Here is a 12,741-nt window from a genome sequence, read left to right on the forward strand (position 1 = left end):
AGTTGTGGTTCCCGTACGCGCTGTTGTAACCCCGAAGGGTAGGCAGCGGGCACGGGCGGGACGCGCGCTTCGTGGATTTCCCGCCTCATCGGGTGAGGGGGACTTGCGGGTGAGGGGCTCGCGGTCAGGGGGTGGCGGCGGCCAGCACGGCGTCCACGACCCGGGTCAGCGACTCCGGGTGGAGCCACAGGAAGAGGTTGGGCTCGACGAGCTCCAGCTCCATCACACACGGCCGCCCGTCGTCGCCGGTGACGAGGTCGACGCGCGCGTACAGCAGCTCGGGCTCGCCCGGTACGGCGGCCAACGCCCGCTCGGCGACGGCGAGTTCGGCCTCGGTCGGGGTCCAGGGCTCCAGGCCGGGGTGGGCGATCTTGTCGGCGTCGTACGCGGTGCCGGGCGCGAGCACCGCGCCCTTGCGGCTCGCGTGCAGCAGCCGCCCGCCGAAGAACTGCAGGGCCCGCTCCCCCTCGCTGTCGATGCGGGTCATGAACGGCTGCACCATCGCGGTGAACCCCTCGCCGTGCATCCGCTCGACATGCCGTACGGCGGTCTCCCGCTGCCCGGGGGCGTAGCGGGCGGCGAACCGGGCGCCCGCGCCGGAGGTGGGCTTCACGACGTACTCGTGCGCCTCGTGCGCCCCGGGCAGCGTCACGGGGTCGCCCGGCGCGAGATAGTCGGTCGGCACGACGGGCACCCCGGCCCGCGCCAGCTCCCCGAGGTACCGCTTGTCGGTGTTCCAGCGCACCACCTCGGCCGGGTTGGCGAGCCGGGTGACCGCGCCCACCTTCTCGGCCCAGGCCACGAACTCGGCCGCGCGCCAGCTGTAGTCCCACGTGGAGCGGAGGACGACGAGGTCGTACCCGGCCCAGTCGGCCGCCGGGTCGTCCCAGTGCACGGCCGCCGCGTCGGCCCCGGCGTCCCGCAGCGCCTCCACCAGCACCGGCAGATCCCGGTCGCGGTTCGGCTCCGGCCCGGGGTCGTAGGTCGCGAGGGCTATCCGCGGGGCGGCGGTGCCGGGGGCGGCGGTACTGGAGGCGGCTGTGCGGGCCACGGGGGCGCTCCGATCTCGTTGGTCCGTTCCTGTGCCTGTCCCCCTCAGGGTACGGACGGCCCCGTGATGAGGCGGCCCTGGTCGTCGTAGGGCCAGACGTTGGGGACGCAGCCCTTCATGCCCTTGATCTGCTGCATCATCGCCGGGGCCGGCTTGCCCTTGCCGGGACAGGTCACATGGCCCTGGCCGAGGAAGTGGCCGACCTCGTGGTTGATGATCAGGGCGCGGTAGGCCTTGACGTCGTCGGCGTAGACGGGGGTCGCCAGTTCCCAGCGTTCGAGGTTGACCATGACGTCGTCGTCGACGTTGCAGTTGAACTCGCCGCGGGTGTTCAGCCCGAACCGGCCACAGACGTCGTCCACGGTGCCGGGGGTCGCGACCTTGACGACGAAGTCGGTGGCGCCGCCGGAGACCCGCTGGAAGGCCGACTTCCCGTCCGTGGTCCAGCCGCGCGGGTCGGCGAGGACGGCCTCCACCTCTTCGGCGACCTGGGCGGGTGACAGCGACAGCCCCTTCTCTATCTCGACCCGGTAGCGCAGGGGCGTGCCCTTGCCCACCTTGCCGCTGCCGCCCGGAGCCGTGGTGAACGTGCCGGGCCCGGTCCGGGGGATGGTGACCGACGACTCGCTGGGCGACGCGGACGACGACGCCGAAGCCGACGCCGACGCCGACTTGCTCGGTGACGAACTGGGCGAGGAGGACGGGCTGCCGCCGGAAGCACCGGCACCGGCATCAGCACCGGCGCTCGCGCTCGCGCTCGCGCTCGGTGAGCGCCGGGAGCGCTCGGGCGAGGGTTCGACGGACGCGCCGACCTCCCGCTCCCCGGCTAACTCGCCCGTGCCGCCGTTCATCCACCCCACCGCGGCGAACCCGGCGACGCCGACCACCGCCACGGCCCCGAGCCCGCCCCACAGCGGCCCCGTCCGTTGCCGCGCGGGCTCCTTCCTCCTCCGGCGGCGGCTGCGGGTACGGGCTCGTGGTGCCTTGTGCGCGGTCATGTTCCTTCAGAGTGTGATCGGTATGTGATCGGATGTGGCCGACTCAGTCACGAAACGATAACGGATGATCGGCGCGACAAGGCCGGACCGCTTGACCTTGCCCTTCGGTGAAGCCCCAGCATCGAGAACGGCACGGGGGAGGGACATGAACCCGAGGGAGGGGCATGAAACGGAATTCGCCACGGAATTCGCCACGGAAGACGCCACGGAAGACGCTGACGATCGGGGCCTTCGCGAAGGCCAGCCGACTGTCACCGAAGGCGCTCCGGCTCTACGACGAGCTGGATCTCCTCCGGCCCGCCCGGGTCGACCCGGACACCGGCTACCGCCACTACACCGCCGAGCAGTTGGAACAGGCCCGGCTGGTGGCCTGGCTGCGCCGGCTCGGCATGCCGCTCGCCCGTATCCGTACGGTGTGCGCGCTGGAGCCGGGTCCGGCGGCCCGGGAGATCCGGGCGTACTGGGCCGGCGTCGAGGCCGAGACGGCGACCCGCCGCGACCTGGCGGCCTTCCTCGTGGACCACCTCACCCACACATCCGAGTCCGAGTCCCAGGAGGACACCGACATGCTGGAACTCCGTTACGCCGCGCTCTCCGACACCGGCCTGGTCCGCACCGCCAACCAGGACACCGCCTACGCCGGCACCCGCGTCCTCGCGGTCGCCGACGGCTTCGGACCGGCCGGAGCGCCCGCGAGCAGCGCAGCCGTGGAGGCGCTGAAGACCCTGGAGGAGCACGACAGCCTCCCGGCGGGCAGTGTGCTGAACCTGCTGGAGGACGCCGTGCGGGGCGCGACCGCCGCCGTACGGGACGCCGTGGAGGGCGGCGACGACGGCACGACCCTGACCGCCATGCTCTGGACCGGCTCCCGGCTCGCCCTCGTGCACATCGGCGACTCCCGCGCGTATCTGCTGCGCGACGGCGAACTGTTCCGTATCACCCACGACCACACCGTCGTCCAGTCACTGATCGACGAGGGCCGGCTGACCCCCGAGGAGGCCACCACGCACCCCCAACCCGCCCTGCTCCTCAAGGCGTTGACCACCGACGACTCCATCGCCACCCCCGATCTGCGCCTCCACGACGCGCACCCCGGCGACCGCTACCTCCTCTGCTCCGACGGTCTGTCCACGGTCGTCCCCGACCCGGCCGTCCAGCACACCCTGTCCACCGCCCCGACCCCCGAGGCCGCCGTACACGCCCTCGTCGGCGAGGCGAACGCGGCGGGCGGCCCGGACAACGTCAGCTGCGTGGTGGCGGATGTGGTGAGCGGGGAGACGGAGCCGCACCGGGAGCCCTGAGCCCTGGCCTCAGGGGCGGCGGCGTCGGCCGGTCGGCGGCGCCTCCCCCGGCATCCGCTCCAACGTCCGGTCCAGGGCCCGGTCCAGGCGTCCCAGCCACTCCTCGGCCGTGCCCCGCACCCGGGGGTGTTCCGCGCGGAACTCCGCCCAGGCCTCTGGGGACACGGCGAGCGTGTCCACTCCCAGCACGGTCGAGGGGTCGCCGGGGGCCGTGCCACCCGGGTCCCCCGGGCCGCCCGGTTCGCGGCGGAACACCTCCCGCAGCAGCCGGGGCGACAGGCGGGTGACCTCCGCCTCCGCCAGGAGTACGGCGTCGTAGAGGTCCTTGGCCTGGGCGCGGCCCTCGGTGGCGCAGTCCGCGTGCAGCCAGAGGAGCTTCCAGGCGAGGGAGAGTCCGGGGCCCGGGGTGCGGACGACGGTCCGGCCGGAGCCGTCGGCGCGCGGTATCGCCGTCCACACGGGGGCCTCCGGGAGCCGTTCGTCACGGGCGAAGTCCATCCGCGCCTCGCCCGGCGGGAGGCCTTCCGCCGACCACGGGATGGTCACACGGATGCCGGGCGTCTCGTACTCCGCGTAGGTCCAGGTGTCGTCGGGCCGGGCGGCGTCCGGGTCGAGCACCACCCCGGGTGCCGCCACCGGCCGTTCCCGTACCAGGTCGAGCAACTCCTCGTGCGGCGGGCACTCCTGCGGTTCCACCTCGGTGATCCAGTGCAGCCCCTCGGGCGGCACCACCGGCCGCCGGCCCCCGGTGTCGAACTCCTCGAACTTCCAGATCTCGTACCCGTCGGCACCGTCGGCCGCCTCCGGCCACTGCTGTACGACGTCCAGCGCCTCCACGTACGGATACGGGTGCCCGGCGTCCACCGGGACGAGCGGCGGCCGGGGCACGATCCAGTCGAGGTCGGCGGGCTCCCGTGCCCCGGCCCCCACCCAGGCCGGCATGACCATGCTCCCGCGCAGCACGAGGTCGGCGCCCAAGGGGGAGCCGGCGACGAGGTGAAGCAGGTGGTCGAGGACGGCGCGGTGGGCGACGCGCCACGGGTCGCCGTCCACGGAGGCCGGGGTCACCGGACGCCCATCCGTTCGTCCGTGTCTTCGTCGATCCCTTCGTCCGTGCTTTCGTCCGTGCTTTCGTCCGTGCTTTCGTCCGTGCTTTCGTCCGTGTTTTCGTCCGTGCTTTCGTTCGTGATGCTTTCGTCCGTCCCCTCGTCGATCCATCCGTCGTCCAGGGCCGGGCGGTCGTCTTGCACGACGAACTCCTCCTCCACCTCGACGGCCTTGAACCCCGCCGCCGCGAGGGCGTCGAGGAGGGCGTCGAGACGGCGGCGGGCCTCGGGGCGGCCGACGTCACGGCAGCGCTGGGTCACGAACCGCTCGTGGCCGCTTCCGCCCAGCGCACGGCGGGCGTTGCGCGAGACATGGGCGCGGTGCCGCTCGGCGAGGGAGCGCACGGCGGCCACCTCGGTGTCGTCGGCGAGGGCGAGCTTGACGTGGTGTTCGAAGTAGCAGCCGGGAGGGAGGGCGCGGGCCTCGGCGGCGGTCCGGGGCACGTCCTCGTTCCAGGGTGCCGCCTCGATCTTCACCCGGGCGACGCGGAACCCTTCCCCGGCCAGCCGCTCGGCCCAGTCCTCCGCCACGGCGCGCCGCGCCGACAGGAGACCCTCACCGCGCACGGTCAGCATCGGCTGGTCGGGGGTCGTGCCCCGGTCGAGCACGATCCGCGTGTACTTCGCCCCGTGGCGCTCGGCCCAGCGACGTATCCGGCTGTCATCACCGACCACGGCCACGGCCCCGTCACCCGGCCCGGCCCCCGAGCCGGGCGCCACCGTCAGATGGATCTCGAACTCCCCCGCGAACTCCCGCACCGCCGCCCCGCATTCCCCCGCGCCCACCAGCCCGTTCATCGGAAGCCGACTGTACTGACCGCCACTGACAACGGCGGCGGGGGCGGGACGGGGACTGGGACGGGGGCGGCGCTCAGGCGGGCGGGTCGCCCGGGTCCCAGTCCAGCAGGCGGACCTTGGCGACCGTGCGGACATGGCGGCGCATCGCGGTGGCCGCCTGCCGGGGCTGCCCGGCGGCGATGGCGTCGAGGATCGCCTGATGCTGGGCGAGGGAACGGTCGGGCCGCCCCGGCTGGCGCAGCGACTCGGTGCGGCTCTCGGCGATCTGGTCGGCGATGGAGCGCATGAACTCGGCGAGCAGACTGCTGTGCGCGGCGGCCGTGACCGCCGCGTGGAACAGCCGGTCGCCCTCGATGCCGTGCCCGTCCCGCTCGATCTCCCCGGCCATGTACGCGAGGGCGTCCCGCATCGCGGTGAGGTCGTCCTCCGTGCGGCGCTCGGCGGCCAGTTCGGCGAGCTTCGTCTCCAACGCCTCGCGGGCCTCCAGCACATCGGGCAGCCGCCGGCGCCGTTCGACCATCTCCTCGACCGGCTCGACGTCGAGGCTGTCCCGGACGAGATATGTGCCGCCGCCGTGCCGCGCCTCCACCAGGCCCTGGACCTCCAGCACCACGATGGCCTGCTTGACCGAGGCGCGGCTGACCCCCAGCCGCTGGGCCAGGTCCCGTTCGGGCGGCAGCCGGTCCCCGGCCTTCAGCCCGCCCTCGGTGACGTACTGCCGCAGCCGGTCGAGGACCTGCTCGTAGAGCCGCTGTTTGGCCATGGGGCGCAGGGCGTCGCTCACGGTTCCCCCAATCGTCCGGCGCCGCTCGTCGAGAGCGTAACACCGGCCCACGCCAGTGGCCCGGTGGACGAGTGGCTGAGCCAATTCCCGCGCGACCCCTTGACTCCATGGCCGTACGCCTCCACGCTGACCACCCAGAAGTGGCTGAGCCACTCGACCACTCCCCCTCCCCCCACGTGCCCCTCGACGGGAGCCCGTATGTCCCCCGAACTGATCTCGATCCTCGTCCTCGCCGTGGTGTTCGTCATCGCGACGACCCGTTCCGTGAACATGGGCGCGCTCGCCTTCGCCGCCGCCTTCGGTGTGGGCGAACTCGTCGCCGACCTGGACGCGGACGGCATCTTCGCCGGCTTCCCGGGCGACCTGTTCGTCGTCCTCGTCGGCGTCACCTATCTCTTCGCGATCGCCCGCGCCAACGGCACCACCGACTGGCTGGTGCACGCCTCGATCCGGCTCGTCCGGGGCCGGGTGGCGCTGATCCCCTGGGTGATGTTCTTCATCACGGGCGCGCTCACGGCGATCGGCGCGGTCAGCCCCGCCGCGGTCGCGATCGTCGCCCCCATCGCCCTCAGCTTCGCCGCGCGCTACGCCATCAGCCCCCTCCTCATGGGCGCCATGGTCGTCCACGGCGCCCAGGGCGGCGGCTTCTCCCCCATCAGCATCTACGGCACGATCGTCAACGGCATCGTCGAACGCGAGAACCTCCCCGGCAACGAGATAGCCCTCTTCCTGACCTCCCTCACCGCCAACCTCGTGATCGCGGCAGTGGTGTTCGTCCTGTTCGGCGGCCTGAAACTGTGGAGACAGCCAACCCGCGTAGCTGCGGGCAATCGTGCCGCTGGGGCGATGGGGGTCCCCCCGCTCGAGCGAAGCCGAGAGTGGGGGAGGGTGGGCGCAGCGGCACCTCGCACCGCCGAGCAGCGGAAACCCCCCGAGGCCGACACCACCCCCGAGCACCCGGAATCCGACAGCTCCGAAGCCAGCCGCACCGAAACCACCCCCACCCTCACCCCCGCCCGCACAGCCACCCTCACCTCCCTCCTCGCCCTGGTCATCGCCGTCCTCGCCTTCGACCTGGACGCCGGCCTCACCGCAGTCACCCTCGCCGCCCTCCTCAGCGCCATCTGGCCCGACGACAGCCGCAAGGCCGTCACCCAGATCGCCTGGTCCACGGTCCTCCTCATCTGCGGCGTCCTCACCTACGTGGGCGTACTCGACGAGATGGGCACCATCACCTGGGCCGGCGAGGGCGTCAGCGACATCGGCATCCCCCTCCTCGCCGCCGTACTCCTCTGCTACATCGGCGCGATCGTCTCCGCCTTCGCCTCCTCCGTCGGCATCATGGGCGCCCTGATCCCCCTGGCCGTACCGTTCCTGGCGCAGGGCGAGATCGGCGCGGTCGGCATGATCGCCGCCCTCGCCGTCTCCGCGACGGTCGTCGACGTGAGCCCCTTCTCCACGAACGGCGCACTCGTCCTGGCCGCCGCGCCGGACGTCGACCGCGAGCGCGTTCCGCCAGCTGATGATCTACGGAGGCATCGTGGTGGCAGTGGTCCCCGCGGTGGTGTGGCTGGTGCTGGTGGTCCCGGGCTTCGGGTAGTCACCCATGCGGAAGCGGTACACCGAAAGCGGTGCACCGGAAGCGGTACACCGACAGCGCCACACCCGGTACCTCGAACGGCGACAACCAAGGAGTACGAGACGTGTCCCCTCTCTTCCCGGCCCTCACCGGCGAAGCCCGCACCCCCGACCGGCCCGACCGGCCCGCCCTGCGCTTCGGCGACCGTTCCCTGTCGTACGCGGAACTCACGGCCGTCACCGACACCCTGGCCGCCCGGCTAGGGGGCGCCGACCGGGTGGCCGTCTGGGCGACCCCCACGCTGGAGACCGCCGTGGCCGTGGTGGCGGCGCTCCGCGCGGGCGTCCCCGCCGTACCCCTGAACCCGAAGTCCGGGGAGAAGGAACTCGGCCACATCCTCTCCGACAGCACACCGGCCCTGGTCCTCACCGCCCCGTCCGACGAACTCCCGCCTCCCTTGGACAAGTTGGACCGCGTCAATGTCAACGTCAACGCCGACACCAACACCGACACAGAGGCAGAGGCAGAGGCAGAGCCAGAGGCAGAGGCAGACGCACAGGACACCGACGACTCCCCCGCCCTGATCGTCTACACCTCCGGCACCACCGGCCCCCCCAAGGGCGCCGTCATCCCCCGCCGCGCGATCGCGACCACCCTGGACGCGCTGGCCGACGCCTGGGGATGGACCGCCGACGACGTACTGGTCCACGCCCTCCCCCTCTTCCACGTCCACGGCCTGATCCTGGGCATCCTGGGCCCGCTGCGGCGCGGCGGCGCGGTCCGCCACCTCGGCAGGTTCGACACGACGGCCGTGGCCCGGGAACTGTCGTCCGGCGCGACGATGCTGTTCGGCGTGCCGACGATGTACCACCGCATCGCCGAAACCCTGCCCACCGACCCGGACCTGGCGAACGCACTCGGCCGCGCCCGCCTCCTCGTCTCCGGCTCGGCCGCGCTGCCCGTGCACGACCACGAACGGATCGCGGCGGCCACCGGCCGCCGGGTCATCGAGCGGTACGGCATGACGGAGACCCTGATGAACACCAGCGTCCGCGCGGACGGCGAGCCCCGCGCCGGTACAGTCGGAGTCCCGCTGCCGGGCGTGGAGTTGAGGCTGGTCGAGGACAACGGCACCCCCCTCACCGCGTACGACGGAGAGTCGGTCGGCGAGATCCAGGTGCGCGGCCCGAACCTCTTCACCGAGTACCTCAACCGCCCCGACGCGACCGCCGCCGCGTTCACCTCCGACGGCTGGTTCCGCACCGGTGACATGGCCGTCCGCGACCCCGACGGCTATGTCCGCATCGTCGGCCGCAAGGCCACCGACCTCATCAAGAGCGGCGGCTACAAGATCGGCGCGGGCGAGATCGAGAACGCACTCCTGGAGCACCCGGGGGTACGGGAGGCGGCCGTCACCGGCGCACCGGACCCCGACCTGGGCGAACGCGTCGTCGCCTGGATCGTCCCGACGGATCCCCAATCCCCGCCCTCGCCCCAGGAATTGGCCTCCCATGTCGCCACCCACCTCTCCCCCCACAAGCGCCCCCGAACCGTCCACTACCTCGCCACCCTCCCCCGCAACGACATGGGAAAGATCATGAAGCGAGCACTGAAGGCCGAAGGCTGAGGCGGATGAGCGACCGGCGCGGCTCGGCCCGCGAGGCCATCGCCTCCCTGACGGACGACTTCACCGAACTCCCCACCCCAGGGCGGGAGTACGCCCCCGACGGCCCCCTCGCCTGGCCGGGCTACGACACCGCCCGCGCCCGCGCCACCGAGCGCACCGGCGAGGACGAGTCGGTGGTGTGGGGCCGAGCCACGATCGGCACCTCACCGGCCGTCCCCGCCGTACTGATCTCCTTCGAGTTCGGCTTCCTCGGGGGCTCGCTCGGCGAACGCACCGGCGACCGGCTGGAGGCGGCGCACACCTACGCCCGCGCCCACCGTCTGCCGGTCGTCTCCCTCGTGGCGACCGGCGGCAGCCGTATGCAGGAGGGCATGCGCGCCCTCACCCAACTCCAGCGCGTGGCCCGCGAGTCGGCCCTGACGAGGGCGGCCGGCCTGCCCCAGATCGCGGTCCTCCGCGACCCCACCACCGGCGGCGGCTGGGCCACCCTCGGCGCCGGCGCCGACATCACCCTGGCCCTCCCCACCACCCAGATCGGCTTCGCCGGCTCCCGAGTCCGCCCCCCGGACGCCGACCCCACGGCGTACACGGCGGAAGCCCAACTCAAGGCAGGCTCGATCGACGCGGTAATCCCCCCAACATCCCTACGCCCCACCCTGACCCTCTACCTCACCCTCCTGACCACCCCCTCCACAGCCCCAGCACCCCCACCCCGAGCCCTCCCACCCCGCACTCCCCCGCAGCCTGAAAAGCATGGGGCGCAGCCCCTGCCTTTCAGGGGCGCGGGGAACTGCGCGACCAGCCCCCACCCACCCGCAGCCGCCACCCAACCGAACCCCCCACCCCACATGGCACCCCCCACCACCGGCTGGGAAGCCGTACAACGCGCCCGCTCCCCCCACCGCCCCCACGCCGAGACCTACCTGAACACCTACTTCACCCGCCGAGCCCCGTTGCAAGGGGACCGCTCCGGCGGCACCGACCCCGGCATACTCTGCGGCTTCGGCGACCACGAGGGCCGCACCATCGCCTACGCGGCCCAGTGCGGCACCCCCACCCGCCCGGCGGGCTACCGCACCGCCACCCGCCTCATCCGCCTCGCCGACCGCCTCGGCATCCCCGTCCTGACCCTGATCGACACCCCCGGCGCCGCGAACGACGCCGAGGCCGAACGCCAGGGCGCGGGCCCCGCCATCGCCGACCTCTTCACCACCGTCGCCACCGCCCGCACCCCCCTCACCACCCTCCTCATCGGCGAGGGCGGCTCCGGCGGCGCCCTCGCCCTCGCCGCCCCCGGCAACACCTGGGCCACCCCGGACAGCTACTTCTCGGTGATCGCCCCGGAACTGGCGGCCGCCATCCTCAAGCGCCCCGCGGACCGGGCCCCCGCCACGGCGGACGAACTCCGGTTGCGCCCACAGGACCTGGTGGAGCTGGGCGTCGTACGGGGAATCGTCGAACCGGCGACGCCGCACCCCCACCCACCCGACCACCCATCAGACCACCCACCCGACCACCCACCCGACTGACGGTCGGACCGCCCCTCCGCCACACGCCACCCCGCCCTCGGGCCCCGAACCACCCGTCCGGCCGCACCCCCACCCGGCCCACCCCAACAGGCACCCCACCCCCCACCCCCCGCACGATGCAAAGGGAACCAAGGAACCAGGGAACCGCCGACCGGCGGCGGTCCGTTCGGTCCGTGCTCTCGGGAGGATCCGCAATGACCGCGATGACCGCCAGTCTGGAGCAGCTGCGCCGCTGCCACTTCGGCGTCGATCTGGGTGCCGCGCGGACCCGGGTGTTTGTGAAGGGCGCGGGTCTGGTGGTGGACCAGCCGAGTGTCGCCGCCGTGAACACCCGTACGGGCGCGCTGATCGCGGTCGGGGAGTTCGCGGAGAAGATGATGGGGCGTACGCCCGACTACATCCGGGTCGTGCGGCCCGTCTCCAGCGGCACGATCGTCGACATCGAGATGGCCCAGCGCATGCTGCGTCAGCTGCTGGGCGACCGGGTCCGCCGCAATCTGCGCCGCAAGCCCGTGCTGCGCGCCGCCGCGTGCACGCCGCACGGCGCGGACCCGCTCGCCCAGCGCGCCACGATCGAGACCCTGGTGGGTCTCGGGGCGCGCCGGGTGGAGATGGTGGACACGCTCATCGCGGCGGCCGTCGGCTGCGGCCTCCCGGTCGAGCAGCCCGAAGCCACCATGATCATGGTCTGTGGCGCGGGCGCCACCGAGCTGGCCGTCCTCTCCCTCGGCGCGGTCGTCAGCGCCGTACGCATCCCCGTCGGCGGCGAGGCCATCGACCACGCGATCGTGCAGCATCTGCGGCTGCGTCATGAGCTGACGCTGCCGAGTCAGTCCGTACGGCCGCTGCAGCTCGCCCTCTCCGGCAACGGCCTCACCCCGCACGGCCCCGAGTCGACCGAGATCCACGGCCTCGACGTGGCGACGGGGCTCGCCCGCTGCGTCCAGGTGGACACGGCGGCCGTGCGCGACGCCATCCAGACCCCCCTCACCGCCGTGGTCGACGGCATCGGCAAGGTGCTCCGCGACTGCCCGCCCGACCTGGTGGCCGACCTGGCCGACCGCGGCATCATGATGGTCGGCGGCAGTGCCCTCCTGCCCGGTTTCGACCAGATGCTCCGCCACGCCACGGGCATGCCGGTCCACATCGCCGAACGCCCCGACGTCTGCGCCGCCCTGGGCATCGGCGCCATGCTGGAGGGCCGCATCGCACCCATCAGTCTGGACCCGGTGGGCGACTGACTCCCCGAACATTCCTCCGACCATGCCTCCGGGCCCTCTCCGACCGGCGGCATCCTGAGCACGCGGGGGCGGTCGGGCACCACGGCGCTCCCCCGACGGCCGCCCCGTGCTCCCGACGACGCCCCACCGAACGCCCGTACGCGTCGTTCTCGCCGAAGTCCCCCGCCGCTAGGGTTACTTGGAGGAACCCGGCCACGGAGGTGAGCGCACGGATGCCAGGGCCCGTGACCCGGATCGGTATCACCGGACACCGGGAGATCCCGGAAGCCGCCCTGTCGGCCGTCCGCGCGGGCATCCGGGCGGAGTTACGGAACCGGCCCTCCACCACCCGGGCCCTCAGCAGCCTCGCCGCGGGCGCCGACCAGCTCTTCGCGGAACTCGCCCTCGAAAGCGGAATGCAGCTGACCGCCGTCATCCCGGGCATGGACTACGAGTCCCACCTCGGCGACGACGAGGTCCGGGCCACCTACCGCCGCCTCCTCAAGTGCTGCGCCGACCGCGTGCAACTGCCGTACGAACGCACGCACGAGGAGGCGTACTACGCGGCCGGCCGCTACATCGTCGACCACGCCGACCGCATGATCGCCGTCTGGGACGGCGCCCCGTCCCGCGGCCTCGGCGGCACGGCCGACATCGTCGACTACGCCCACGTCACCGGCGTCCCGGTGACGGTCCTGTGGAACCCCGGGGTCCGCCGCACCTGACGCACGCAACCGCACCCCTCCCC

10 protein-coding genes and 1 pseudogene are annotated in these 12,741 nt (G+C 72.9%); 6 read left to right on the forward strand and 5 right to left on the reverse strand.

From position 1 onward, the window contains the following. Window positions 1–124 precede the first annotated feature (124 nt). Together ACZ7MG_RS16010 and ACZ7MG_RS16015 are read right to left on the reverse strand one after the other, a co-directional pair. Window positions 125–1,051 carry an ATP-grasp domain-containing protein gene (locus ACZ7MG_RS16010; protein ID WP_471380169.1) on the reverse strand — a complete coding sequence of 309 codons (927 nt, stop codon included), beginning with the start codon at window positions 1,049–1,051 and terminating at the stop codon, window positions 125–127. Between the two features lie 44 nt (window positions 1,052–1,095). Beyond that, window positions 1,096–1,944, reverse strand: coding sequence for a DUF3152 domain-containing protein (locus ACZ7MG_RS16015; RefSeq protein ID WP_471380560.1), 849 nt, complete (start codon window positions 1,942–1,944; stop codon window positions 1,096–1,098). Between the two features lie 269 nt (window positions 1,945–2,213). On the opposite strand from ACZ7MG_RS16015, the gene ACZ7MG_RS16020 reads away from it, so the two are divergent. After that, the gene (locus tag ACZ7MG_RS16020) at window positions 2,214–3,350 is read left to right on the forward strand and encodes a MerR family transcriptional regulator (protein WP_471380168.1); all 1,137 of its coding nucleotides are present in this window, start codon (window positions 2,214–2,216) and stop codon (window positions 3,348–3,350) included. Window positions 3,351–3,359: 9 nt separating this feature from the next. On the opposite strand, the gene ACZ7MG_RS16025 is transcribed toward ACZ7MG_RS16020, so the two are convergent. From ACZ7MG_RS16025 to ACZ7MG_RS16035, 3 genes are all read right to left on the reverse strand, one after another. Further along, on the reverse strand, window positions 3,360–4,418 hold the full coding sequence (locus ACZ7MG_RS16025) for a nucleotidyl transferase AbiEii/AbiGii toxin family protein (protein WP_471380166.1): 1,059 nt from the start codon (window positions 4,416–4,418) through the stop codon (window positions 3,360–3,362). After that, window positions 4,415–5,254 (reverse strand): hypothetical protein, encoded by an 840-nt coding sequence (locus ACZ7MG_RS16030; protein ID WP_471380164.1) that lies wholly within the window; start codon window positions 5,252–5,254, stop codon window positions 4,415–4,417. The genes ACZ7MG_RS16025 and ACZ7MG_RS16030 overlap by 4 nt, the downstream gene beginning before the upstream one ends. Before the next feature lie 73 nt (window positions 5,255–5,327). Beyond that, window positions 5,328–6,038 carry a FadR/GntR family transcriptional regulator gene (locus ACZ7MG_RS16035; protein ID WP_471380163.1) on the reverse strand — a complete coding sequence of 237 codons (711 nt, stop codon included), beginning with the start codon at window positions 6,036–6,038 and terminating at the stop codon, window positions 5,328–5,330. 198 nt (window positions 6,039–6,236) lie between these two features. Between ACZ7MG_RS16035 and ACZ7MG_RS16040 the strand changes: the two are divergent. From ACZ7MG_RS16040 to ACZ7MG_RS16060, 5 genes and pseudogenes are all read left to right on the forward strand, one after another. Further along, window positions 6,237–7,638: pseudogene (locus ACZ7MG_RS16040) on the forward strand (SLC13 family permease). A 103-nt stretch (window positions 7,639–7,741) separates the two neighbouring features. Continuing rightward, window positions 7,742–9,244, forward strand: coding sequence for an acyl-CoA synthetase (locus tag ACZ7MG_RS16045; RefSeq protein ID WP_471380161.1), 1,503 nt, complete (start codon window positions 7,742–7,744; stop codon window positions 9,242–9,244). A 5-nt stretch (window positions 9,245–9,249) separates the two neighbouring features. Then, window positions 9,250–10,773 carry a carboxyl transferase domain-containing protein gene (locus ACZ7MG_RS16050; RefSeq protein ID WP_471380159.1) on the forward strand — a complete coding sequence of 508 codons (1,524 nt, stop codon included), beginning with the start codon at window positions 9,250–9,252 and terminating at the stop codon, window positions 10,771–10,773. 203 nt (window positions 10,774–10,976) lie between these two features. Then, complete coding sequence (locus ACZ7MG_RS16055; protein WP_471380559.1) at window positions 10,977–12,014, forward strand: rod shape-determining protein; 1,038 nt, start codon at window positions 10,977–10,979, stop codon at window positions 12,012–12,014. A gap of 212 nt (window positions 12,015–12,226) precedes the next feature. Continuing rightward, window positions 12,227–12,718, forward strand: coding sequence for a hypothetical protein (locus tag ACZ7MG_RS16060; protein ID WP_471380157.1), 492 nt, complete (start codon window positions 12,227–12,229; stop codon window positions 12,716–12,718). Window positions 12,719–12,741 lie beyond the last annotated feature (23 nt).

This window comes from Streptomyces sp. NPDC107538, from assembly GCF_055657445.1.

What these genes read in the sequence shown, in the direction of transcription:
- ACZ7MG_RS16020 (WP_471380168.1), top strand. Translation starts at nt 2,214, where the DNA reads ATGAAACGGAATTCGCCACGGAATTCGCCACGGAAGACGCCACGGAAG.
- ACZ7MG_RS16030 (WP_471380164.1), bottom strand. Translation starts at nt 5,254, where the DNA reads ATGAACGGGCTGGTGGGCGCGGGGGAATGCGGGGCGGCGGTGCGGGAG.
- ACZ7MG_RS16050 (WP_471380159.1), top strand. Translation starts at nt 9,250, where the DNA reads ATGAGCGACCGGCGCGGCTCGGCCCGCGAGGCCATCGCCTCCCTGACG.
- ACZ7MG_RS16055 (WP_471380559.1), top strand. Translation starts at nt 10,977, where the DNA reads ATGACCGCCAGTCTGGAGCAGCTGCGCCGCTGCCACTTCGGCGTCGAT.
- ACZ7MG_RS16060 (WP_471380157.1), top strand. Translation starts at nt 12,227, where the DNA reads ATGCCAGGGCCCGTGACCCGGATCGGTATCACCGGACACCGGGAGATC.